General features: G+C 71.0%; 19 protein-coding genes. 9 read left to right on the top strand and 10 right to left on the bottom strand.

Translation table 11 applies throughout. The annotated features are described in order from the left end of the window. Nucleotides 1-59: 59 nt before the first annotated feature. The 4 genes from ABZ260_RS20595 to ABZ260_RS20580 form a co-directional block, all read right to left on the bottom strand. Nucleotides 60-1,052, bottom strand: a complete 993-nt coding sequence (locus tag ABZ260_RS20595) for a glycoside hydrolase family 11 protein (RefSeq protein ID WP_355619853.1) — start codon at nt 1,050-1,052, stop codon at nt 60-62. A 475-nt stretch (nt 1,053-1,527) separates the two neighbouring features. Then, on the bottom strand, nt 1,528-1,836 hold the full coding sequence (locus ABZ260_RS20590; RefSeq protein WP_350924973.1) for a transcriptional regulator: 309 nt from the start codon (nt 1,834-1,836) through the stop codon (nt 1,528-1,530). Beyond that, on the bottom strand, nt 1,833-2,318 hold the full coding sequence (locus tag ABZ260_RS20585; protein WP_355619850.1) for a hypothetical protein: 486 nt from the start codon (nt 2,316-2,318) through the stop codon (nt 1,833-1,835). Before ABZ260_RS20585 ends, ABZ260_RS20590 begins: the two co-directional genes overlap by 4 nt. Before the next feature lie 201 nt (nt 2,319-2,519). After that, nucleotides 2,520-3,653, bottom strand: a complete 1,134-nt coding sequence (locus ABZ260_RS20580) for an epoxide hydrolase (RefSeq protein ID WP_355619847.1) — start codon at nt 3,651-3,653, stop codon at nt 2,520-2,522. 152 nt (nt 3,654-3,805) lie between these two features. Here ABZ260_RS20580 and ABZ260_RS20575 point away from each other — a divergent pair, with 152 nt between their 5' ends. After that, a complete protein-coding gene (locus ABZ260_RS20575; RefSeq protein ID WP_355619845.1) occupies nt 3,806-4,846 on the top strand; it encodes a YafY family protein in 1,041 nt (346 codons plus the stop codon). An 82-nt stretch (nt 4,847-4,928) separates the two neighbouring features. On the opposite strand, the gene argG is transcribed toward ABZ260_RS20575, so the two are convergent. After that, a complete protein-coding gene (argG, locus tag ABZ260_RS20570) occupies nt 4,929-6,377 on the bottom strand; it encodes an argininosuccinate synthase (protein WP_355619842.1) in 1,449 nt (482 codons plus the stop codon). Nucleotides 6,378-6,692: 315 nt separating this feature from the next. Next, nucleotides 6,693-7,628 (bottom strand): class A beta-lactamase, encoded by a 936-nt coding sequence (bla, locus tag ABZ260_RS20565; RefSeq protein ID WP_355619839.1) that lies wholly within the window; start codon nt 7,626-7,628, stop codon nt 6,693-6,695. A gap of 112 nt (nt 7,629-7,740) precedes the next feature. Between bla and ABZ260_RS20560 the strand changes: the two genes are divergently transcribed. Continuing rightward, nucleotides 7,741-8,622: a LysR family transcriptional regulator gene (locus ABZ260_RS20560; RefSeq protein ID WP_355619836.1), complete on the top strand. Its 882-nt coding sequence runs from the start codon at nt 7,741-7,743 to the stop codon at nt 8,620-8,622. After that, nucleotides 8,619-9,548, top strand: a complete 930-nt coding sequence (locus ABZ260_RS20555; RefSeq protein ID WP_355619833.1) for a serine hydrolase — start codon at nt 8,619-8,621, stop codon at nt 9,546-9,548. Before ABZ260_RS20560 ends, ABZ260_RS20555 begins: the two co-directional genes overlap by 4 nt. Nucleotides 9,549-9,715: 167 nt before the next feature. Here the strand turns inward: ABZ260_RS20555 and ABZ260_RS20550 are convergent, their stop codons facing one another. The 3 genes from ABZ260_RS20550 to ABZ260_RS20540 are packed head-to-tail and all read right to left on the bottom strand — an operon-like array spanning nt 9,716 to nt 16,004. Continuing rightward, a complete protein-coding gene (locus tag ABZ260_RS20550; protein ID WP_355619830.1) occupies nt 9,716-13,306 on the bottom strand; it encodes a condensation domain-containing protein in 3,591 nt (1,196 codons plus the stop codon). Continuing rightward, the gene (locus tag ABZ260_RS20545; protein ID WP_355619827.1) at nt 13,303-15,744 is read right to left on the bottom strand and encodes an amino acid adenylation domain-containing protein; all 2,442 of its coding nucleotides are present in this window, start codon (nt 15,742-15,744) and stop codon (nt 13,303-13,305) included. The genes ABZ260_RS20550 and ABZ260_RS20545 overlap by 4 nt, the downstream gene beginning before the upstream one ends. Nucleotides 15,745-15,800: 56 nt before the next feature. Beyond that, nucleotides 15,801-16,004, bottom strand: coding sequence for an MbtH family NRPS accessory protein (locus ABZ260_RS20540; RefSeq protein ID WP_355619824.1), 204 nt, complete (start codon nt 16,002-16,004; stop codon nt 15,801-15,803). A 120-nt stretch (nt 16,005-16,124) separates the two neighbouring features. On the opposite strand from ABZ260_RS20540, the gene purF reads away from it, so the two are divergent. From purF to ABZ260_RS20520, 4 genes are read left to right on the top strand one after another with little or no spacing between them, the layout of a single operon-like run. Next, nucleotides 16,125-17,639: an amidophosphoribosyltransferase gene (purF, locus tag ABZ260_RS20535; protein WP_355619821.1), complete on the top strand. Its 1,515-nt coding sequence runs from the start codon at nt 16,125-16,127 to the stop codon at nt 17,637-17,639. Nucleotides 17,640-17,671: 32 nt separating this feature from the next. Next, nucleotides 17,672-18,382: a class I SAM-dependent methyltransferase gene (locus ABZ260_RS20530; protein WP_355619818.1), complete on the top strand. Its 711-nt coding sequence runs from the start codon at nt 17,672-17,674 to the stop codon at nt 18,380-18,382. Next, a complete protein-coding gene (locus tag ABZ260_RS20525) occupies nt 18,379-19,620 on the top strand; it encodes a DegT/DnrJ/EryC1/StrS family aminotransferase (RefSeq protein ID WP_355619815.1) in 1,242 nt (413 codons plus the stop codon). The genes ABZ260_RS20530 and ABZ260_RS20525 overlap by 4 nt, the downstream gene beginning before the upstream one ends. A gap of 40 nt (nt 19,621-19,660) precedes the next feature. After that, a complete protein-coding gene (locus ABZ260_RS20520) occupies nt 19,661-20,689 on the top strand; it encodes a hypothetical protein (RefSeq protein WP_355619812.1) in 1,029 nt (342 codons plus the stop codon). A gap of 6 nt (nt 20,690-20,695) precedes the next feature. On the opposite strand, the gene ABZ260_RS20515 is transcribed toward ABZ260_RS20520, so the two are convergent. Continuing rightward, the gene (locus ABZ260_RS20515; protein WP_355619809.1) at nt 20,696-20,992 is read right to left on the bottom strand and encodes a hypothetical protein; all 297 of its coding nucleotides are present in this window, start codon (nt 20,990-20,992) and stop codon (nt 20,696-20,698) included. A gap of 327 nt (nt 20,993-21,319) precedes the next feature. On the opposite strand from ABZ260_RS20515, the gene ABZ260_RS20510 reads away from it, so the two are divergent. Together ABZ260_RS20510 and ABZ260_RS20505 are read left to right on the top strand one after the other, a co-directional pair. Continuing rightward, nucleotides 21,320-22,030, top strand: a complete 711-nt coding sequence (locus ABZ260_RS20510; RefSeq protein ID WP_355619806.1) for an LmbU family transcriptional regulator — start codon at nt 21,320-21,322, stop codon at nt 22,028-22,030. A gap of 12 nt (nt 22,031-22,042) precedes the next feature. Beyond that, nucleotides 22,043-23,023: AMP-binding protein (locus tag ABZ260_RS20505; protein ID WP_355619803.1), on the top strand; the 981-nt coding region annotated here is incomplete at its 3' end.

The following is a 23,023-nucleotide window of genomic DNA, read 5'->3' as shown; positions in this document are numbered from 1 at the left end:
CGGGGGGGGGGGCCCGGCCCCCCCCCCGCCACAGGTGTGGTGTTTCGGGTGTTCGGAGATCAGCTCGCGCTGCAGGAGACCGTCGGCCAGGTCGAGTTGCCGTTGCGCTGGATCGTCACGCCCCAGTTGTTGCCGTTGCCGTTGGGCCTGGCGGTCAGCACCTGGGCGCTGGGGTAGCTCGCGCCGATGTTCCAGGTAGCGATGATCTTCGCTGGGGACGGGACGTTCATCGTCACGGTCCAGTTGCTCGAACCGCTGACCGAGACGTTGAGGTTGTACCGGTCACTCCACTGCTGCCCCGCGGACAGCGACGCGGTGCAGGCACCACCGCCGCCGCCACCACCACCGCCGCCGCCGCCGGAGGAGCCGTCCACCGTTACATTGGAGTTTCCGCTGCTTTGATATCCCTCTGTTGCGAGGATCATGTAATCATGGCTGCCCAGATTCATTCCGTAACGGGACCATGCGTCGAAGTGGTTGCCGCTGGTTATGGTTCCGCCCGTTTTCTTTGACTGCCGGACGCTCCAGTACTGATTGAAGGTTCTGGTGCCCTCGATGGAGGGGGCGTTGGTTCGCGTCGTCTGGTAGATGTCGTACGTGCCGCCATCGCTGGTGACCGTGCCCTTGTACGTTCCGGTGGGCCGGTAAGTTCCCCAGTTGTCGACGATGTAATACTCCACGAGTGGGTTTCTCGTCCACCCATAGAGAGTCAGATATGCATTGCCGGACGGATTGAAGCTGCCTGAGTAGTTCACGGTCCTGCGTCCGCCGGTGCTCCAACCCTTACCGGCAACGAAATTCCCGGTATTGCTCCATGAGGTGCTGTAATTGCCGCCGGATCCCAGTTCCATGGAGACCGACCCGGGACTGTCGGTCCAGAACGAATAGAAGTAGCCGTTGTTGGTGCCGGTCTGATTGGAGGTGATGGCCGCGTGGGCGGGGCCGGGCAGCATCGCCACGGCCACGGCCAGCGCTACGGCGCAGGCACGGCCGACGAGCAGCCTGATGCGGCCGCGTCTGCGGCTCTTCGGGCGGGCGGGGACGTCGTTCATGCGCGTGCTTCCTCCTCGTGAAGGCCGGCCGGGAGGCCGGGCAGCGTGATACGACCCGGCGGGGCTGCCGGTGGCCAGGGGGACGGCCACCGCGCGTCGGCGTCGTACACGTGGGGGGTTGGCCGGTCGTCGTGCGGTCGACGACCGGAGGAGCAGGTCGCGGCGGGTGACTCGGATCGACAGTGTTGAGGTCCAACGGCAGCGAAAGTATCGGTGTGATGGCGAAAGTGTCGGTCCGACCCCGTGAGTTGTCAACGACTCCCGAAAGCCTGCGAAGGCCTGATCTTGGTTAAGGATTTCTCAAGCAAGCATTGCACCTGTTCATTGACCCTGCCCTGACCATCGAGCTCAGGATTGATCAATGAAAATTTCGGAGACTTTCCGAATTATTCGGCACCGGGCGCGATGGGGTAGAGCATGATCACGGCTGGTCCGTCGGCGACATCCGGCCAGCGCGGCCCCCGCGAGTTCCTCCTCAGTCGGGAAGGACCGAGAGGCCGGACCGGGCGACGATGGCCTGGAGCGCGGCGACGTGGCCGGTGTAGGCCGCGCGTCCTTCGCGGGTGAGGCTGAACCACGTCCTCGGGCGCTTGCCGACGTATCCCTTGCGGATCTTCACGTAGCCGGCCGCCTCCAGGGCGCTCGCGTGTTTGGACAGCACCGAGTCACTGACGCCCAGGTTGTCGCGTACGAACGCGAACTCGGCCTCCTCGGCGGCGGCCAGCAGGGAGACGATCTGCAGCCGGGTCGGCGCGTGGATCGCCGGGTCAAGTCGCGACGTCATCGCTTCGGCGTCTCCGCCCGCCGAGCGGTCCGCGCGGACATCCATCGGGCCAGGAGGGGCGCGGTGACCGCCACGACCACGGTCATGATCACGCCCATGACGGTACGCGGATAGGCGACGCCGAGTTCCTTGAGCCACAACGCCAGCGCGAAGCCCGCGAGACCGGTGGTGATCAGCCAGGCGGTGAAGCCGGCCCATGCCCATGGATCCGTCATGGAGGAGTGCGGGCGCAGGTTCGCGTTCCTGACGTCGATCACGAACTTGAGGACGGCGACGGCGAGGCCGGCCGACAGGGCCGTCACGGCGATCCAGAGCCACCAGGCGGGGGTGATCTCGGTGACGAACTGCATTCCGGTGACGAAGATCCAGACCGTCACCGGATACCAGGCGGGGAACATCGGCGGTGCGGCGCGCAGGACCCTGTGCTGCGTCTCGTGAACCTGAGCCAGCGACCGCGCGGCTTCTTCGGGGGTGATCTCCATGGGCTGCTCCCTCCTTCTTTCCTACTTGGAAAGTACTTTCCAGTTTCCATATCGTCAAGTACTTTCCAGGATGCCGTCCGGAGTGGCCGAGCAGCACCCGGTTCCGGATCCCGACCAGCGTCGGGCCTATATGTCGACCGAGACGAAAGGGGGCAGTGCGGCCGCGTCACCGGGCGTGAGAGACGCGGCCTCGGGCGAAGGTCAGCGGACCTTGCCGAAGAACTCGCGGATGTCGGCGGCGACGTGATCGGGCTGCTCCATGGCGACAAAGTGGTGGCCGCCTGGATTGCCCTCTGGCCAGTGAAGGATGGTGTTGTGCCGTTCGGCGAGCCGGCGGATTCCGGGCGGCCCGCTGTACACGCCGGTCGGCGCCGCCGTCTGACCCTCCGGCCAGCCGAAGCCCGTGCTGTCGTAGTAGGGCCAGGAGGAGGTTCCCAACGTCCCGGTGAGCCAGTAGAGGCTCACGTTGGTCAGGATCAGCTCGCGATCGATCACCTGCTCCGGCGGTTTCGCGGCGACGGTGAACTCCTTGAACTTCTGCATCATCCAGGCCAGCGCGGCGACCGGAGAGTCGTGCCACCCGTAGGCGAAGGTCTGGGGCGCCGCGCGCAACAGCCCATGATGGTCCACGCCGTTCATCCAGTCCTGCTTCTGGAGCTGCGCGTAGGCCGCGCGCTCGTCGTCGGTCATCTCGGGAACGTCGTCTTCGGTGGGGAAGCCGAGCCCGCTTATGACATAGACGCCGATCACGTGATCCGGGGCGACCTTGGCGACTTCCGGGGCGACGTACGCGCCGAAGTCCCCGCCCTGGGTGCCGTAGCGGTCGTATCCGAGGCGGTGCATCAGCTCCGCCCAGATCCGCGCCACGCGCGTGGCGTTCCAGCCGGTTTCGCGCGGCGGCGCGGAGAACCCGAATCCGGGCACCGACGGCACGACGACGTGGAACGCCTGAGACGGGTCGCCGCCGTGCGCGCGGGGATCGGTGAGGGGGCCGATGAGGTCGGTGAACTCCACGAACGAGTTCGGCCAGCCGTGGGTGAGGATGAGCGGCAGGGCATCGGGCTCGGGGGAGCGCACGTGCAGGAAATGGATGTCCTGACCGTCGATCTCGGTCATGAACTGCGGAAACCCGTTCAGCTGCGCCTCGTGCCGGCGCCAGTCGTACTCGCCGCGCCAGTATTCGGCCAGGTCCTTGAGATAACCGGCGGGGACGCCCCGGCTCCACTCCTCGCCGGGCAGCTGCCGGAGCCACCGGGTGCGGGCCAGCCGGTCGCGCAGCTCGTCCAGGTCTACCTGGGGGATATCGATGCGGAAGGGGCGGACCTCGGTGCTCATGACTCTCCTCAGGGGGTACGCCCGCCGCGCGGCGGGCGGGGTCCCGCCACGTCGTTCCCGGCAGGCCCGGGTGGTGCGTCGCGGTGACATGATCGAGAGTAGGAATCATGTAGGTCAGGTCCTGTCCCATATGGCCGGGCATGATGGATCCCATGAGCGACACCCCCGCACGACTGCTCAAACTGCTGTCCCTTTTGCAGACCCCGCGCGAATGGCCCGGCAGCGAGCTGGCCGAGCGACTGGGGGTCAGCCCCCGTACGATCCGCCGGGATATCGACCGCCTGCGCGAGCTGGACTATCCGGTGCGGGCGACGATGGGGGCGGTGGGCGGCTACCGCCTCGCCGCGGGCAAGGCCATGCCGCCGCTGCTGCTGGACGACGAGGAGGCGGTGGCCATCGCGGTCGGCCTGCGCATGGCGGCCGGGACTCCGGTGGACGGCATCGAGGAGGCGTCCGTGCGGGCCCTGGCCAAGCTGGAGCAGGTGCTGCCGTCCCGGCTGCGCCACCGGGTCGCCGCACTGGCCGCAGCCCTGGTCTCGATGCTGACCGGGAACGGGTCGAGCGTTGATCCGCGGAACCTGACGGTGCTCGCCGGGGCCGCCGCCAACCGCGAACGCCTGCGGTTCGCCTATCGGGCGGGCGACGGGAGCAAGAGCAGACGCCTGGTCGAGCCGTACCGTCTGGTGGCGGCCGCACGCCGCTGGTACCTCCTGGCCTACGACAACGATCGCGACGACTGGCGGACCTTCCGCGTCGACCGAATCGGTGATCCGAGGCCGACCGGCGTGCGGGTCCCGCCCCGCGAGCCGCCCGAGCAGGACGCGGCAGCCTTCATCACCGACAAGCTGTACTCGTCGGCACCCACCTACGAGGTGCTGGCGACCCTGCGTCTTCCGGCCGGCCAGGTGGCTCAACGGCTCGGCACCGCCCCGGGCGACGTCCAGCCGATCGACGAGCACAGCTGCCGCCTGCACGAGCGCGCCGACACCCTGGAGTGGCTGGCCTCCCGGTTGCTCATGCTCGGCTGCGAGTTCCAGGTGCACGAGCCGCCGGAGCTGCTGGCGTACCTGCGTGCGGCGGGCGCCCGCGCCGTCCGCGCCGCAGGGGGTCCCGACGGGACCGGCCTCCCACCAGCAGACGACCGGGATGTCAACACCGCTTCAGGCGGGGGCGCCGGCCCCCGGTGGCCCTGAGGCCGATCGGGGGCTGCCGCTGCTCTCCGGAAGCCGGTCCCCGGAGTCGCGTCATCTCAGAGGTGCCGTAGACGGCGGCGGTTCAGTCGGTGCCGAACTCCATCGCGGCGCGGTCGAGCATCTCGTCGTCGCCGGAGACCTCGCCGCGTGAGGCGATGGCCTCGGCGCCGCCCTGCGGCATCGCGCCGATCAGTCCGGTCGAGGCCGCCTGGGCGGCGCCGATGAGCGCGGCATGGGTGGTGCCGACCATGCCGAGGCTGGCGTACTGCTCGAGCCTGGCGCGCGAGTCGGCGATGTCGAGGTTGCGCATGGTGAGCTGGCCGATCCGGTCCACCGGGCCGAACGCCGAGTCCTCGGTACGCTCCATCGACAGCTTGTCCGGGTGGTAGCTGAAGGACGGGCCTGAGGTGTCCAGAATCGAGTAGTCCTCACCGCGCCGCAGCCGCAGCGTCACCTCACCGATGACCGCCGTGCCGACCCAGCGCTGCAGCGACTCTCGCAGCATCAGCGCCTGCGGGTCGAGCCAGCGGCCCTCGTACATCAACCGGCCGAGCCGCCGTCCCTCGGTGTGGTAGCTCGCCAGGGTGTCCTCGTTGTGGATCGCGTTGACCAGCCGTTCGTACGCCGCGTGCAGCAACGCCATCCCAGGCGCCTCGTAGATGCCCCGGCTCTTGGCCTCGATCACCCGGTTCTCGATCTGGTCCGACATGCCCAGGCCGTGCCGCCCGCCGATCGTGTTCGCCTCCATCACCAGGTCGACCGGGGTGGCGAACTCCTTGCCATTGATCGTCACCGGGCGGCCCTGGTCGAAGCCGATGGTCACGTCCTCGGCGAGGATCTCGACCGCGGGATCCCAGAACCGCACGCCCATGATCGGGTCCACGGTCTCGATGCCGTTGTCAAGGTGTTCCAGGGTCTTGGCCTCGTGGGTGGCGCCCCAGATGTTGGCGTCGGTCGAGTAGGCCTTCTCGGTGCTGTCGCGGTAGGGCAGGTCGTGGGCGAGCAGCCACTCCGACATCTCCTTGCGGCCGCCGAGCTCGGACACGAAGTCCGCGTCGAGCCAGGGCTTGTAGATGCGCAGGTGGGGGTTGGCGAGCAGGCCGTACCGGTAGAACCGTTCGATGTCGTTGCCCTTGAACGTCGAGCCGTCGCCCCAGATCTGCACGTCGTCCTCGATCATCGCCCGGACCAGCAGGGTCCCGGTGACGGCACGACCGAGCGGCGTGGTGTTGAAGTAGGCACGCCCGCCCGAGCGGATGTGGAACGCACCGCAGGTGAGCGCGGCCAGGCCCTCCTCGACCAGCGCCGCGCGGCAGTCGACCAGGCGCGCGATCTCGGCGCCGTACGTCACCGCGCGGCCGGGCACCGAGGCGATGTCGGGCTCGTCGTACTGGCCGATGTCGGCGGTGTAGGTGCACGGAACGGCACCCTTGTCGCGCATCCACGCGACGGCGACCGAGGTGTCGAGGCCGCCGGAGAAGGCGATGCCGACGCGCTCGCCGGCGGGCAGGGAGGTGAGAACCTTGGACATAAACAAGAGTATGCACTGCGCTGCATGGTCATGCAAACTCTCGATCCGCGGCCGTGGCCATCCGCGCTGTTCACCGAACGCCACCCACCCGCGGGAGTACGGACTCCCCGCCCGGCGCGAGCCGGTCACCCGGAGAAAGAGAGACGGCCCCGAGCCGGCGCGACCAGCACCGTCTCAGGGCCTTGATCAATTCACCCCGCTGGACCAGGAGAAAGATCCGTGCTCGACCGTGGGAGACACGATCGCCCGGCCGACGCGCTCGACGCCGTCTTTGCGGGCCCCGGTGGCCCGTGGGTGGTCACCCCACCAGGCGCCTCAGAGCTTGCCGAGGCCTCGGGCGAGGATCGTCGCGGTGTCCGCGACCACCTGGTTGTCGAGGACCGCGCCCGCGGTCTTGCCGTTGGTGTAGATCGACATGATGATGGGCGCGGCCGACTCACCGGGCCAGACGATCGCGATGTCGTTCGCGGCCGCGTACTGCGAGGTCGTGCCGGTCTTGTCGCCGATCTTCCAGGTCTTGGGCAGGCCCGCGCGGATGCGCTCGTCGCCGGTCTGGTTCGCGATCAGCCAGGTGTTCAGCCGCGCCCGGTCCTTGGCGTTGAGGGCCTTTCCTACCGTGACCGCGCGCAGGTCACGGCCCATGGCCGCGGGCGTCGTGGTGTCGCGCCGCTCCTTGGGGTTCCAGTCGTTGAGCTCGGTCTCCCACCGGTCCAGCCGGGAGATCGGGTCCTTCAGCGTCCGGAAGTAGCCGGTCAGGCCGGCCGGGCCGCCGAGCTGCTTGAGCAACATGTTGCCCGCGGTGTTGTCGCTCTGGGTGATGGCCGCCTCGCACAGCTGCGCGACGGTCAGCCCGTCCTTGACGTGATCCTTGGTGACCGGGGAGTTCTCCTTCACCTCGGCGTCCGTCCAGCGGACGACCTTGTCCATCAGGCCGGGCTCTGAGGTGCGGGCCTTGTGCAGCACGGCCGCGGCGGCCATCGCCTTGAAGGTGGAGAGCATCGGGAAACGCTCGCCCGCACGATAGGTGACCGTCTTACCGGTGGCGGTGTCGATCGCGTACGCGCCGACGCGGACCTTGAAGGACGCCTCCAGCGTGCGCAGTTCCTTCCTGGCCTGGGCCTCGCCCGATACCACCTGGGTCACCGGCGAGGCGGCGGACGCGGCGGACGCGTGGCCTGCCGCGGTGATGCCCGTCAGCGGGACGAGCGTGAGTGATGCCAGCACCGAGAGTGCGGCCTGTCGCAGACGCATGGTGATGCCTTCCGGTTGCGGGTTGGATGCGACAGGCAGTCTCACGCCGCCGGTCGATGCGGTCAAAGACAGAAGTGGCGAGTTCCATGCTGAAATGGCATACGATCATCTCGTGGACGTCCTCGGAGCCTGGCGAGTGTTCGTCAATGTGAGCGAACGAGGGAGCTTCACGGAGGGGGCGGCGGCCGCCCGGGTGCCGCAGTCGGTCGCGAGCCGCCGGATCGCCGCCCTGGAGAAGCACCTCGGGGAGCAGTTGTTCGACCGGTCGTCGCGCGGAGCGGTACTCACCCAGTTCGGCCGGGACATGCTTCCGTCGGCGAAGCGTCTCGTCCGCCTGGCCGACGACATGGAGTACGAGGCGGAGCAGGCCAAGCTCAGTCCGCTCCGGCTCGCCGTTCCCGGCATCGTGCCCGTTCGCGACCTGGCACGTCTTGACGCGGAGGCCCGCCAAAAGGGCGTCTACCTGCACTTTCATGCTGCCCCGCCGGCCGAACGGGCGGAACTCGTCCGCTCTCGCGAGGTCCGCGCCGCCCTCATCGCCGTACCGCCCGGCGACGCGACCTGGTCGGTACGGCTCGGACTCGCCGGCGCCGTGGATCTCCCCGTACAGACGGTCTACATCGAGACGCTCCGCGCCGGCCGCGCCGCGCGGTCGTCACGGAGGCGCCGGATCTGGATCCAGCCCGAGGACGACGTCCCGCACATCCGCGACCCGATGTTCCGGATCCGGGATGCCGTCGGTCTCCAGCCCGCGCAGGTCGGCGTCTCGGCGACGCTCACCTCCGCCGTGGCGGAAGTCCTCGGTTCAGCGGATCTCCTGCTCTGCCCGGTCGGGCAGGCCGAGGAACTGGGGCTACACTGGCGCCCCGTCGGCGAGATCCAACTCGTCCGCGGCTTCGAGGTGTCGGCCGCCGTCGGGAACGACGCGGAGCGCATCCGGACCCGGCTCTGGCACCCGATCGCCCGCTGCCTCGGCGCGTACGACCAGGCATGATCAAGACGGGGGGCACCATCAAGGTCGAGCACCTGATGCGACAGCTCCGGCGAGAGCTCGACGACGCCGGACTGAACGGATCGTTCCTGGTCCGGGATCTGCACACCGGTGACGAGATCGGTATCGAGCCGGACCTCGAGTTCCCGATCGCCTCACTCGTCAAGGTCCCGCTCGCCGTCGCGACGCTCGAACGCATCCGGAAGGGGGAACTCAACGGCTCCACCCAGATCCTGGTGCGGCCGACCGGGATCACCGTGCCGGGACCGACCGGGCTGGGCAGGTTCCGGCACCCGACCCGGGTCGCCATCGACGACCTGCTCTACCTCAGCATCGCGGTGAGCGACAGCACGGCGGCGGACGCGCTCTTCGCCCTCACCCCGCCCACCGAGGTCTCGGCGATGCTGCACGGGCTGGGGCTCCACGGCATCGCGATCCGCCACACCGTCCAGGAGCTCATCGAGACTCCGGCGGAACGTCTCGATCCCGGCGAGGTCCACCTCGCCCACTTCCTCGCCATCGAGGCGGGAACGGCCGGGCGGGGGCACCGGGTCCCGCAACTGGACGTGACCCGCGCGAACTCGGGATCCGCACGGGCCTTCGTCGAACTCCTGCAGGCACTGTGGACCCCGTCTTCGATCAACCCTGGCGTGGCCGAGCGGGTACGGGGCCTGATGGCCGACAACCTCCTGCGCCAGAGGCTGACCCCCGATTTCAGCTCCGACGCCTCCAGATGGTCCTCCAAGACCGGAACGCTGCTCAACCTCCGGCACGAGGTCGGCGTCGTCGAGCACACCGACGGCCAGGCCTTCGCCGTCGCCGTACTCACCGAATCCCGCGTACCGGCCATCAGCCAGCCAGGAGCCGAGGCACTCATGGCACAGGTCGCACGAACCCTCCGCGACCGGCTACGACATGACAGGCTGTAGTACGACCTTGCCGACGGGAGCCGCCCAGGTGTCGCATGCCAGGTCAGCTCGAGGGTTGGCTCGCGCGCATAATTAGAGATCTTCGCAAATAAACCGGCAGGGCTTGTGTCGACTTTAATGAATCATTCCTTCGGTACAGCCGATCGCCGCATCCGGGTTGCGGTCGGTCAGCTGAGCAGTGCCGAGAGCCTCGTGTCCGGGGCCAGCACAGCACGGGTGAGCAGCGCGGCCACCCGGGCCAGGCGGTCCTCGGCCTCCTTCCGGTCCCAGAGTTCGACGGCGTACTCCAGGTCGAGCACCACTCGCTCCCCCGCCATCCCGGCGTACATCTCCAGCTCGTAGCGGTTGGCCCTGGTGTGCACGTAGTCGAAGCCGACCTCGCAGCCGGCCAGTTCCGGCACCGCGGGGCCGTCGCCCGCCCAGTCGGAGGTCACCTGGAACAGTGGCATCCTGCGCGGGTCGGGGTGGATCTTCAGTGCCCATACCACCTCGTTGAACGGGGTGCTCTGGTGCGCGTACGCCTCCAGGACGGTCCGGCGCACCCGCCCGGCCAGCTCGGTGAAGGTGGGGTCGCCGCCGCAGTCGAGGCGGAGCGCCACCATGTTGACGAAGCAGCCGACCACGCCCTCCAGGCCGGGCAGCGGGCGGTTGTCGGCGGTGGTGCCGATCACCACGTCGTCCTGGCCGCTCCACTGGGCCAGCATCGCGGCGAAGGCGGCGGTCACCAGCATGTAGGGCGTGCTCCTGCTCCGCCTGGCCAGTGCGAGCAGCCGGCGCGAGTCCGCGGGCGGCAGCTGATGGGCGATCATCTCGGTGTCGCGGCTCTCCCGCCGCCCGTCGCGCGTCCTGGGCAGGACCAGCTCGGGAGCCTCGCGCAGCCGTTCCCGCCAGAACCGCTCCGAGGCGGCGGCCTCGGGTCCGCCGAGCCAGGCCTGCTCCCAGGCCACGTAGTCGGAGAAGCGCAGGTGCGGTGTGGCGGGCGCGGTGTCGCGGTCGGAGTACAGCCGGCCGAGCTCGCCCACCAGCAGTCCCATCGAGACGCCGTCGGTGACCAGGTGGTGCTGGATGAGCGCGAGGACGTGGTCGCCGTCGCCTAGACGGTAGAGAGTGGCCCGCATCAGGGGGGCGGCGGACAGGTCGAAGCCGCGCCCGGCGTCCCGGGCGGTACGGCGGGCCGCCTCCGCCGCCCGCCCGGCCTCGGGCAGACCGGTGAGGTCCTCGACGGGCAGCTCGACGCGCACCCCGGCGTCGAAGCGCAGCACCGGCACGTCGCCCACCAGCGCCACCCGGGCGCGCAGGTTCTCGTGCCGGGCGACGAGCACGTCGAGAGCGCCGCGCAGCGCGTCCACGTCGAGCGGGCCGCGCACCCGGTAGGTGACGGCGGCGATGAAGTCCCGGGCGTCGCCGCCCGCGAGCTGCTCGTTGATCCAGATCTGCAGCTGCGCGGTGGAAAGCGCGCAGCCGCCTGGTTCCGCGCCGTCCGGTACGGCCTGCCCGGCGGGCTCGGCGCGGTCCGTGTCGTCAGGCGTCTGCTCCGGCTCCGGTTCCCCGGCCTGTCCCGCGGTGGGGTCCGGGCGACCGGCACCGCCGGTCGGCTGCCCCATCATGGGCTGCCCTGCACGGTTGGCGCGGCTCGCGCCGGCGAGCGTGTGTTCCAGTGCGGGATACCTGGCCGCCAGGTAGTCGGCCAGGTCGGCGGGGGTGCAGTGCTCGAAGAGGGCCATCAGCGGGACGCGTACGGCGAGCACCGAGGCGATCTCGCGTACCAGCCGGGCCGCCAGCATCGAGTGGCCGCCCAGGGTGAAGAAGTCGTCGTCCGGCTCCACCTCGTCGAGGTTCATGACGCGCGCCCAGATGACGCAGAGCGCGGCCTCCAGGGCGGGCAGCCCGGCCCGCTCGCCGATCTCGGCCGCCTCGGGCAGCAGGGCGGTCCTGATGCGGCCGTCCTCGCCGCGCGGGATGTGGTCGACCGCCACGATGGCGGCGGGCACCATGTACTGCGGCAGCCGCTCGACCAGAACGGTCCGCAGATCGCCGGGCGACTGCTCCGCGACGGCGTAGGCGACCAGCTCCCGTCCCGCGCCGCCCTCGACCGCGATGACCGCGGCGTCGCGTACGGCGGGGTGGGCGCGCAGGACCTCCTCGACGTCCTCCAGTTGCACCTGGAAGGAGCCGAAGCTGACCAGCCGGTCCTCGCGTCCGCGTTCGACCACCCGCCCGTCGGGCCTGCGGGCGGCCAGGCGGCCGGTGTGCCCGTGCTCGCCGGAACGGCGGACCAGCTGGCCGACGGCCCCGGCGGGCAGCACATTGCCGTCGGGATCGAGCACGCTCACGTCGCCCTGGGTGAGGGTGGCCCACTCCTCCGGGGAGATCATCGGGATGTCCGAGAGGGGCTGGGCGGGGTCGGCGGCGACCGCCCGCAACACCCGCTCGTAGTGGCGCATCAGGCGGGCGATCGTGGCCTCGTCGAAGAGGGCGTCGTCGTACTCGACGAAGAAGTCGACCCGGTCACCCCGCCGTACCGCCTCGACCGCGACGTCGAAGCGGGACCGGCCGCGTGTCACCTCGACCTCGGCGGCGGGCACGCCGCCGATGGAGCACTCGGCCGCGCCGGCGTCCCACATGGTGAAGACGACCTGCACCAGGGGGGTGTGCCCGGCGTCGCGCTCGGGCTGCAGGAACTCCACGAGCTTCTCGAACGGCACGTACTGGTGGTCGAAGGCGTCGAAGGCGGCCTCGCTGACCGCGTCGGCCAGCTCGGTGAAGGGGAGCTCGCCCGCCGGGCGCAGCCGTACCGGCACGATGTTGGCGAAGAAGCCGAGCGCGCCGTCGAAGTCGCGTCCGGGACGACCGGGTGCGCCGGTGCCCAGCACCATGTCGCCGCGTCCGGTGTAGCGGTAGAGGGTGGCGGCGAAGGCGGCCAGCAGCACGGTGAAGAGGGTGCCGCCGACCCGCTCGGCGACCTCGCCGAGCGGGCCGGTCAGGTCACCGGCGAGCGGGAAGCGCTCGCGCCTGCCCGCGCTGTCCCGCCGGCGCGGCCGGGGCCGGTCGGCGGGCAGCTCCAGCACCGTGGGCGCGCCGTCGAGCGCCCGCCGCCAGTGGTCGACGTCGGCGGCCAGGCGGCCGCCGGCGAACTGCTCGCGCTGCCAGCGGGCGAAGTCGCCGTACTGGGCGGGCCGCTCGCCCAGCGGCCCACCCGATGACTCCCCCTGCGACCTGGCCAGGGTCTCGCCCGGCGGTCCGGCCGGCGTCTCGCCCGCCGGCTCGATCGAGGTCCCACCGTACGGCTCGCCCCGGTAGGCCACGTCCAGCTCGTCGAGCAGCAGGTTCATCGAGAAGCCGTCGCTGATGATGTGGTGCACCCCGAGCACGAGCGCCTGCCGCTCCGAGCCGAGCGTGACGAGCGAGGCGCGCAGCAGCGGCCCCGAGGCCAGATCGTAGGGGGCCTCGGCGACCTCGCGGGCGTACTCCATGAGCGCCTGCTCGCCGCCGACGGACGCCTCGCGCAGTACGGGGCCCCGCGCCCAGATCGCCTGCACCGGTTCGGTTCCCTGGTAGACGAAGGTGGTGCGCAGCACGTCGTGCCGGGCCACCACCCGCTCCAATGCCCGGCCGAGCCTGGCCGCGTCCAGCGTGCCGTCCAGGACGAGTACCTTCAGTTCGTTGTACGAGCCGTTGCCGGGATCGTCCTGCTCGACGAACCAGAGCTGCTCCTGCAGGTAGGAGAGCGGGGCGGTGCGGACGGGCAGTCCGGTCACGACGCTGTCTCCGTCCTCCTGGCGATCACCCACAGGAAGCGCGACTCCCCGAGCGGTGTCCGCTGTGCCACGACCTCCTCGCGCTCGGGTACCAGGCCCGCCGCGCGCAGCAGTTGAAGGTTCTCCTGGGTGGGGAAGCCGGAGAAGAACATGGTCGAGCCGAACCACTCCTCGATCGCGCCGGGGATGTCCTCGGTCATCAGGGTGGCGAGCAGCAGACCGCCCGGCTTCAGCCAGCGGGCGATGTCGCCCAGCAGGCCGGGCAGTTCCTCGCGCGGCAGGTGGGTGAGGGTGTAGATGGACACGACGGCGTCGAAGGAGGCGTCGGGGAACCGCGCCTGGGCCATGTCGGCCTGCACGAGCGTCGCGCCGGGCAGTGTCCTCTCGGCGAGCTTGAGTTGCTCGGCGGAGATGTCGACGGCGGTGAGGGCGTGCGCCTCGGCCAGGCGGCGCGAGGACTCGTGCCCGCCGCCGACGCCCAGCTCCAGCACCGAGCCGCCGGCGGGCAGCATCGCGAGCAGGTGGCCGGTCCACTCCATACGGGGGCCGTCGGAGAACTCCGACTGGAAGGCGGCGTAGCGGTCGGCGATGTCGTCCCAGCCCTCGCGGACGATGTCCTTGAGATCGGAGCGGACCTCTGAGTCGACGGCGTCGGCGACTCCGGCGATGGTGGGCCGGTCGAAGAAGTCGGCGACCGGCACCTCGATGCCGAAGATCGTGCGGACCCGGCCGAGGAGCTGGATGACCTGGATGCTGGTGCCGCCCAGCTCGAAGAAGTGGTCGTGCGGGCCGAGGGAGTCGACGCCGAGCAGCGGTTTCACGATCTCCTCGGCCACCCTGCGCCTGGTCGGCGTCCACTCGGCGCCATCGTCAGCACCGGCGCCGGTGCGTTCCTGTCGGGCCGCGGCCAGGGCGTCGCGGTCGACCTTGCCTGCCGGGGTGAGCGGGATCTCCGGGACGTGGACGAACTCGTTGGGGACCAGCGGGGCCGTCAGCCACCGGGCGGCGGTCTCGCGCAGCTCGGTCACGCCGGGCGGCTCCCCCGTCGTGGAGACGACGTAGGCGATCAGGCGGGCGTCGCCGTCGCCCCGCGCCTCCGCCTCGACCACGGCGTGCGCGACCGCCGGGTGCCTGCGGAGGGTCTGCTCGATCTCCTCCGGCTCGACGCGGACACCGCGTACCTTGACCTGGCGGTCGGCTCGCCCGGCGAAGACCAACTCGCCGTCGGCGGTCCAGCGCACCAGGTCGCCGGTGCGGTAGAGCCGCTCGCCCGGCGTGGTGGCGAACGGGTCGGGGACGAAGGAGAGCGCGCTCGTGCCGGGGCGGCCCAGGTAGCCGCGGCCGAGGCCGGGACCGCCGACGTACAGCTCGCCGACCGTGCCGATCGGGACCGGGCACATCGACGCGTCCAGGGCGTAGGCCCGGTGGTTGGGCATGGCGCGCCCGATGGGCGGTGAGGTGTCCCAGCTTCCCCGGCACTCCTGGGTGATCACGCCGACCGTGGTCTCGGTGGGCCCGTAGCTGTTGACGAACCTGCGTCCGGCCGCCCAGCGGGTGGTGAACTCACCCGAGTAGCTCTCGCCGCCGACCGCGAGCACCCGCAGGTCGGGGAAGTCGCCGGGCTCCAGCAGTCTCAGCATGCCGGGGGTGCCCATGTAGACGGAGATGCGCCGCTCGCGCAGCAGGTCGCGGAAGCGCTCGGCGGAGGTACGTGTCTCGGCGGCGGCGACGTGCAGGGTGGCCCCCGACAGCAGCGCCCCGAAGGCGTCGAAGGTGGAGACGTCGAAGGCGATCGAGGAGAACTGCACGAGGCGGTCCTGCGGGGAGAGCCCGTACAGGTGCTGGGCGCCCCGGACGAACGCGGTGACCGCGCGGTGCTCGATGAGGACGCCCTTGGGCGTCCCGGTGCTGCCGGAGGTGTACATGACGTAGGCGAGGTTGGCCGGGTGCAGCGGCACCCCGGGATCGCCCTCCTCCCTTCCCGGGTGGTCGTCGACGTTCACCACGAACCACGGGCCCGGCGGCACCTCGGCCTCGGTGGTGGAGTCGGCCAGCACCACGGCGGTGCCGGCGTCGCGCAGGATCGCCTCGACCCGTTCGGGCGGGTTGCCCTCGTCGATCGGGACGTAGGCGCCCCCGGCGGCCAGCGTGCCGAACATGGACACCACCAGGCCGGCCGAACGGCGCTGGTAGATGGCGCAGCGGTCCTCAGTGCGCAGGCCGAGGCCGAGCAGGTGCCCGGCCAGTCGGTTGGCGGCGCGGCGCACCTCGTCGTAGCCGAGGGTCGTGCCCTCCTCGTCCGTCAGCGCCGTGGCACCGGGCGACCTGGCGACCTGGGCGGCGAACCGTTCGATGACGGTCGCCGGCTCGTCGGCCAGCTCGGTGCGGTTCCACTCCTCGACGACCAGGCGCGCGTCGTGCTCCTGGATCGTGTCCATCGGCTCCTCCTTCGGGGACCGTTCCTTCCGGGACTGTTCGTCGGTGCGCCCGCGGGTCAGGATCGCTCGCCGTCCATCCACCGGCGCAGGCTCAGCGGGCGCATGTCCGTCCAGACCTCCTCGATGTGGGCCAGGCACTCCTCGCGGCTGCCGCTGTGGCCGACACTCCGCCAGCCCTCGGGAATGTCACGGTCGGTCCACCAGATGGAGTACTGCTCCTCGTGATTGCGCACCACCGTGTACTCGGCGTCCTCCGACATTCTGGATCTCCTTCGCTTCATTCATCATTCGATAGGGCCTGCCAGCAGAACAATGCCATGGCCCGACAGAAGCGATTTAACGCGTTTTTCGGGAAATGTTAGGGTTTTGAAGGGGAGCGTATGTGCGGAATAGTCGGCGTATCCGTTATCGAAGCAACAGCCGGGCAACCGGCCTTCGACGGGCTCGTCACCCTGCAGCACCGCGGCCAGGAGTCCTGGGGCATCGCGGTGGCCGGCCCCGGCGGCGTGCAGGTCCGGCGGGCGCTCGGTTTCGCCTCGCGCTCGGCCTGTGGTGACTCGCCCCACGATGACCCGAACCGCGGTGCCCCGGCCCGTGACGGCCTCGCGGCCTGGCGAGCCGGGAGAGTGGCGGTCGCCCACACCCGGTACTCCACCACCGGCGCCACGGTGCCGGAGAACTCCCAGCCCTTCGTGCACGAGGCACGGCGCATCGCGCTGGCGCACAACGGGGACCTCGTCAACGCCGCCGAGCTGCGCGCCCGGCTCGGCCGCGAGGGGTACGGGTTCCGCTCGACCAGCGACTCCGAGATCATCCTCGCCCTGCTCGCCGACGCGGGCGAGACACCCGGCACGGCACTCGCCTCGGCTCCCGGCCCGGAGGACCGGCAGCCCGCGGCCCCCGGCCCGATCGTGGCCGGGGTCGCGCGGGCCACGCGGGTGCTGCGGGGCGCGTACTCGGTGGTGTGCGCCGTCGGCGAGTACCTCGTGGCCTTCCGGGACCCGCACGGCCTGCGCCCCCTGGTGGCGGGGTTCACCGAGGGCAGAGCGGTCGTCGCCTCGGAGACCTGCACCCTCGACGCGCTCGGCTGCACCGAGCAGCGGGAGGTGGAACCGGGCGAGGTGCTGGTGCTGCGCGACGGCCGCCCGATCGGGGCGCACCGCGTGGCGGAGCCCGCCCCGCGCAGCTTCTGCGTCTTCGAGCACCTCTATCTGACCAGGCAGGACTCCAGGATCGGCGGCGCCAGAACCGGCGCGACGCGGGTGGCGTTCGGCGAGCGGCTGGCGCTGGAGTCCCCGGTGGACGCCGACCTGGTCGTGGCCGTCCCGGCCTCCGGCGTGCCGGCGGCCCGCGGGTACGCGCGGGCCGCGGGACTGCCGCTGGCCGGGGCGCTGGTCCGTGACGAGCGGGTGGGCAGGACGTTCATCGAGCCCGACCTGCGACGGCGTGAGCGCAAGCTGCGGCGCAAGTTCTCCGTCGGCTCACCGGTGGACGGGGCCAGGGTCGTGGTGGTCGACGACTCGATGGTGCGCGGGTCCACCATGCGGCGCATCGTCGCGCTGCTGCGCGAGTCGGGGGCGAGCGAGGTGCACGTGCGGATCGCCGCGCCGCCGCTGATCTCGCCCTGCCACTACGGGGTGGACATCGTCGACACCGGTGAGCTGGTGGCGACCGGGCGCGAGGTCGAGGAGGTGTGCCGGATCATCGGCGCGACGAGCCTGGCGCATCTGTCGGTGGCGGGCATGCGGCACACGCTCGGGAGCGCGGCGGGCGAGGGCCTCTGCGAGGGGTGCATCACCGGCGACTACCCCACCCGGGTGAGCTCGGCGCGCGACAAGTCGAGGCTCGTACCCGCGCGGACCCCGCGGCGCACGGCGGCCGCCCACCTCCGTTGACGGTGCTCAGGGCCGCGCCTAGCCTCCGCCAGATGAGACCTCACACGCGATCGAACGGCTACGACGACGGTGGTTGCGACGCCCGCTACACCCGGACCACCTGCCTGTGGGGGCGCAGGCCGGACGGGATCTCCGACACCCTGGCGGACGCGCTCTCGCTGCCCCCGGCACCCGAGGAGATCGCTCCGCCCTCCGCTCCACCTGGCGCGGGCGCGCCCACGGTGCTCGACGTGGGGTGTGGCGAGGGGCGCAACGCGGTGCGACTCGCCCAGCGGGGCGCGCGGGTGCTGGCGATGGACGTGTCGGCCGCCGCGCTGGAGAACGGCGCGCGGGCCTGGGGCAGTACCGGCGGTGGGGCCGGCGGGATCGAGTGGCGCCGGGGCGACGCGCGCACCACCCGGCTCGCGCCCGGCTCGTTCGACGGGGTGCTGGCGTGCAGCGTCCTGCACTGGCTGCGGGACGAGAGGCAGGTGGCCGACGTCATCGCCAGGCTCCAGGCCGCGACCTCCCCGGGAGGGGTCAACGCCCTGCTGATGTTCAACGGCGGCCACGCCTACCGGCCTCCCGCCGGCGAGATGCGCCTGCCGGTCCTGCTGCCCCACGACTGGTACCTCGCCAGGTACGACGGATGGACCGTGCTGAGCGCCACCGACACCGACTCCACCCACACCCACACCGGCCACGAGGAGCCGCACACCCACGCGGTGACCAGGCTGGTGGCGCGCCGGGAGGTGGACGCGTGAGCTCGCTGGAAGGTGCACTCGCGGGCCCGCCGCACCCGCTCGAATGGCCGGTCTACGACGACGGCGCGGCGGCCAGGGTCGCCGAGCTGGTGACGCGGGGGCGCACGTTCGACTACGACTACGGGCCCGAACTGGCCGAGCTGGAACGGTCGTTCGCCGAGCGGCACGGCCGCGCCCACGCCCTGGCGCTCACCTCGGGTACCACGGGACTGCTGGCCGCCTACTTCGCGCTGGGCATCGGCCCCGGTGACGAGGTGATCGTCCCGGACCTCACGTTCTTCAGCACCGCCTCGCCGCTGTTCCTGCTGGGCGCGGTGCCGGTGCTCTGCGACGCGGGCGACGCCACCGGGAACGTGGTCCCCTCGGCCGTGGAGGCACTGGTCACACCGCGTACCGTCGCGATCGTCGTCACCCATCTGTGGGGCCACAGCTGCGACATGGACGCCCTGCGTGCGCTGGCCTCCCGGCGCGGGCTCGCCCTGGTCGAGGACTGCTCGCACGCCCACGGCTCCACCTTCCGTTCCCGGCCGGTGGGCTCTCTGGGCGATATCGCGATCTTCAGTGTGGGCGGCAGGAAGCTGGTCTCCGGGGGCATGGGCGGCATGCTGCTGACCGACTCCGAGGACGTCTTCGCCCGCGCCTGCCTGCTGACCAACTTCCGGCACCGCACCGACCTGACCATCGACGCCGTCCGCTACCGGCCGTTCCTGCTGACCGGTCTCGGCGGCAACTTCCGCATCTCCACGCCCGGCGCGGTACTGGCCCAGAGCCACCTCGACCGGCTGGACGAACTGGTGGAGCGCCGGGTGGCCAACGTGTCGGCCCTGTCTTCGGGGCTCGGCGAGCTGCCGGGGGTGCGCCCCTCCCCCATCGCCGAGGGCGTCACGATGGGCGCGTGGTACGACGGGGTCGTCGAGGTGACGCCGGAGTGCCCGTTCAGCAGGGACGGCCTGGTGGCGGCCGGCCAGGAGCGCGGTCTGAAGGTGCGCGCCCCGGCCACCCGGCCGCTGCACGTCTTCCCCCTCTTCCAGGGCACCGCACCTGACTGGTCACCCCAGGTCGCCGCCGCGGTGCGGGCTGCGGCCACGGTGAACGACCGCCCGTTTCCGCGTTCCGCGGAATTGTTCGCCCGCTGGATGAAATTGCCGGTGAATTTCCTCTGGGAACAGAACTCGCCGCTGGTCGGCGCGTATCTGGAGGCGTTCGACGAGGCATTCTCGATGGCCCGTACCGCGTAACGTCGCCCCTGTTTCCAGCGTCGATTCCGGAGTAATCCAAATGAGCCGACAGACGTTTCCCGTTATCCATGCCGTCGCCCCCGCCAGCCTGGAGAGCTGGTTCGGCCATTTCGTCGACCTCGCCCCCGGGGACCGGGCCGTCTTCACCGGGGAGGAGGCCGGCGTGGACGTGGCCCCGCTGCTGGAGGCGATCGGCCGGACCCCGCGGGCGACGGTGATCTTCCATTCCAGCCACGCGACGCTCGGCCGCGACCAGTTGCTCGCGTTCCGGCTCCGCGAGCTCGGCCACCGGACCGAGTGCCAGTCGCGGCTCTGCGCCTCGCTGGGCAGCGACAAGATCCTGATGAAGGAGTTCTTCGACCGCTACCGCCTGGTCTCCCCACCGTGGGCGCGGGCCGGTGAGCCGCTGCCCGAGGCCGGCCCCGACACCCCCGTGGTGATCAAGGACCGGCACGGGACGCAGAGTGCCGGCACCCGGCTGGCCCGCGCGGGCGAGTGCCGTCTGGCCCCCAACGAGCTGGGCGAGCTGTACGTCGACGGGGTCGAGTACTCGGTGCTGATCTACCGCGACGAGCACGGCACGGCGACCTTCCCGCCGGTGTGGAAGGGTCCGACCACCCAGGACCTGGTGCCGCCGTGGCAGCGGCTGCGGCTCTGCCCGGACCCGGCGCTCGGCGGCACCTGGGACCGCAAGCTGCGAGCCGTGGGCAAGCGGCTGGCCGATCTGGCCGAGGCGCACGGCTACCTGGAGGCGGAGTTCCTGCTGACCCCGGCCGGCGAGGTGCACCTGCTGGAGATCAACCCCCGGGTGTCGGGCACCATGCGGCTGGCCGCGATGGCCACCCGGTTGCCGATCTTCTCCCTGCACGCCAGGCCCGAGCTCCGCGACCATCTCTGCGCCGCCCGCTTCAGCGGCGAGGTCCCCTACAACGGCGCCCCGATCACCGACGCCGACGGCGAGGTGTTCGCCACCTCCCGGCTCACCGTCGCCGGGGAGAGTCCCGGCGAGGTCCGCGCCAAGCTGCGCGAGCTGGGCGCGGAGCCCCGGGTGCTGCCCCGCGCCTCCTGAGGCCGCTCAGGCAGACCGGCGTACCCGGGCCTCCGCCGTCCCCCGTACCTCCCGACCGCGCCGTGCGTCCTGGCGGTCCGGCAACTCCAGCAGGGGCGCGGTCGCGGCGGTGGAGACCAGCACGACGATCACCCGGGGCCGGCCGAGCCGCCTCAGGACGGCTCCGCCGAGATGGGCCAGCGCGACGACCACGGTGATGGAGAACAGCAGCAGGGGGGTGGCCAGCACCTGCTGCTGCCGGCCCACCCCCACCGAGGGCGTCGGGACGGGGCCGGTGGCCGTCCCCGCGTCGACCCCCAGCATCAGCGGCGGGCAGCACGACGGCGAGACCGTACGCGATCGCGTAACGACGTACCGTGCGTGTATTCGCGGACCGAAACCCCGGATAGGTCATGGACTAATTCCGTTTCCGATAAGTCGCATTTTGCCTGGGCGCGCATATCACAGAACAAAAATAATCGCCAAGGATAACGGAATTTTCGCTGGTCATCGGCCTGATTCCAGCTTTCCGCCGCACCCCGGAAAGGGCATCCGGAAATTACTCATGATCGAAAGTGCGCTACCGAAAACCGTGGGTAAGGTACCGACCTGACTCACTCCACATGCACAGAAATCCGGAGGAAAAGTCGCATGCAGGTGCTCTCCCCCAACCGAGAGGCGAACCGCCAGGCGCCGCCCCCACGTGATGACAGACCATCCGTCCCCGGCCCGCGCGCCACCCCTTCCCAGGGTTCCAAACTCGCCCTGGACGCGTCCGCCAAGCCGAGGCGGACCGGGCTCCAGCTCCCGGTGAGCCTTCCCTTCGACACCTGGCGCCGGATCGGCCACCAGATCTCCCTCATCGCCGACTCCTCCGCCTGGTGGCTCGGCGACTGGCTGGTCTACGGCGAGAACGAGTACACCGACCGCTACAAGAGAGCGGTCGAGGAGAGCTCCCTCGACATCCAGACCCTGCGCAACTACGCCTGGGTCGCCCGGCGCTTCCCGGTATCCCGCCGGCGAGACAGGCTCAGCCTCCAGCACCACGCGGAGGTGGCCGCGCTCCCCGAGCACGAGCAGACGCTCTGGCTGGACCGCGCGGAACGCTTCAACTGGTCCCGCAACCGCCTGCGCAGCCAGATCAAGGCGCACCGCACCGCCGCCCTCTCCGGCCGGGCCCCGGAGACCGCCAGGCAGAAGGCCGTGATCCAGATAGACGTACCCGCCGACCAGGAGCAGTCGTGGCGTGACGCGGCCCGCCGGATGAACCGCAGCGTGGAGGAGTGGGCCAGGCTCATCCTCAACCAGGTCGCCACCGGCGAGATCCCCGTCCGCGGCATCCACGACGCCAAGGCCGGGTGAACGGAGGGACAGGTGGACGTCGTCCACACCCTGTTCGAGAAGAGGGCGTTCGAGACGCCGGACAGCACGGCCCTGGTCTCCGGGGCCGTGTCGCTTACCTACCGGGAACTCGACGCCCGTGCCAATGGCCTGGCCCGGTCGCTCCTGCGCCGCGGCGTCGGCCCGGAGACACCGGTCCCGCTACGGCTGGACCGCTCCCCCGAGCTGCTCGTCGCGCTGCTGGCCGTCTGCAAGGCGGGCGGCACGGCGGTGCTGCTCGACCCCGGCTGGCCCGAGGACCGTCTCGCCCCGGTGCTCGACGGCTGTCCCGTGGTGATCGACTGCCCCCCGGACGCCGAACCCTCCACCGAAGGGCCCGGCGTCCCCGCGCATCCCGACCAACTCGCGTACGCGGTGCACACCTCCGGGTCGACCGGGCGGCCCAAGCTCGTCGGGGTGACCCACCGGGCGATCGCCCACCGGGTCGCCACCCACACCGAGGCCTACCGCATCACCCCCGCCGACCGCTCCAGCTGGCTGGCTCCCCCGGCCTCGTCGGTCTCGGTGGTGGAGCTGTGGCCCTATCTCTGCTCGGGTGCGAGCGTGCACGTCGCCGACGCGGCGACCGCGGGCTCGCCGTCCGAGCTGCGCGACTGGATGGTCGCTTCGGGAATCACCCGCGCGTACGTGAACATGCCGCTCGCCGAGCCGCTGTACGGCCTGCCGTGGCCGGCGGAGACGTCGCTGCGGCTCATGACGGTCGGCAGCGACGCGGTGCGCGTGTGGCCCGCACCCGACCTGCCCTTCGAGGTCGCGGTGGAGTACGGCTCCGCCGAGGCCAACGGCGTGACCAGCTGCCTGGTACCGCTGGAGGACCGCTGTACCTCGGTCACCGCCGACGAGGCCGCCAGGCGGACCCGTCCCCCCATCGGACGCGCCTGGCCCGAGGTCGGCGCCGGTGTGCTGACCTCGGACCTGAGGCCGGTCGCGGCGGGCGAGGTCGGCGAGCTGTTC

The organism is Streptosporangium sp. NPDC006013 (genome assembly GCF_040614275.1).
In the GTDB taxonomy this organism is placed as follows: domain Bacteria; phylum Actinomycetota; class Actinomycetes; order Streptosporangiales; family Streptosporangiaceae; genus Streptosporangium.
This window is presented reverse-complemented; position numbering and strand designations above follow the sequence as displayed.